Here is a 1,168-nt window from a genome sequence, read left to right on the forward strand (position 1 = left end):
AAATTACCCGCACGGGTAATGTGCGTTTACCCGAAGTAGGCGAAGTCAACCTACTCAATCTCACCTTGCCACAAGCCAGTGACAAAATTCGGCAACGTTTAAAATCGGTCTACAAAGATCTCTCTGGTTTTAGTGTCAGCATCAAAGAACGTTTATTGCTGATTAATGTCATGGGATATGTGCGCAAACCAGGCAATTATCAGCTGCCGGAAGACGCCAATGTGCAATTGGCCGTGGAATCAGCCGGTGGATTGGTGCCGGGAGCCCAGCTGAGTAATATTCAGGTGCAGCGTAATAACCAGAAATTGGCGTTTGACTACAAACACTATCTGGATACCGGTGATAGCAGCAGCATGCCGGCACTGCAGACACTGGATACCGTTTTTGTGCCCGCTTCACCGTTAACCGGTAATGTTCAGATTGATTTTGACGCCGCAACACTGTCCAAAAGTGGCGATGCCGCCGATGCCCAACGAGCGGTAAAAGTATTTGGTGAGGTCAATACCCCGGGGGCCTACAGCTTAAAATCCGGTGACAGCGTCATTGATATGCTGATGCGCGCAGGCGGGGTGACACGCTATGCGGGAGTTGAGCGTATCCGAGTGATTAGCGATAACCAACCCACCTTGTTTGACCTGAAAAAGTTTCTCGATACTGGTGATAAGAGTTTTCTGCCGACCTTAAGCCCCGGCAGTACCATTTTTATCCCCAAGGATGAAGAGCAGATTAAAAAAGGCGCCAGAACCGTTTATATCATGGGAGAAGTAGCCAAACCGGGGGCCTATGAAAGCCGTCCAGGTGATTCTTTTATGGATATTTTGGCTAACGCCGGTGGCCCTACGCGCTATTCGGAAAGTCGTCAAATTCGCATCATTCGTGCCAATGGCAGCATCGAGCCGTTCGATTTACAAGGCTATACCGAAGGGCTCACTAAGCGCGCTTTACCGCCGATTAACCCCGGTGATGCTATTTTTATCCCAGAAAAAACCGATATTAATGAAAAATCGTGGCTCAAAGTCGCACCAAGTCATGCGGTAATGGTGATCGGGCAAGTCAATAAGCCCGGCCGTTATGAGTGGTCAGATGAAATGTCGTTGCTGGATTTATTGGCCAATGCCGGTGGCCCGTCTGACAAAGCAGACACCTCGAAAATCCAGATCCTGACCAC

General features: G+C 49.3%; 1 protein-coding gene. It reads left to right on the forward strand.

Annotated features, from left to right (window positions below; genetic code table 11):
- Positions 1-1,168, forward strand: a 1,168-nt coding sequence (locus ACRC27_RS06560; RefSeq protein ID WP_438639467.1) for an SLBB domain-containing protein, incomplete at both ends; no start/stop codon positions are given.

Source organism: Plesiomonas sp. (assembly GCF_051650925.1).
Lineage (GTDB): Bacteria > Pseudomonadota > Gammaproteobacteria > Enterobacterales > CAMTGL01 > Plesiomonas.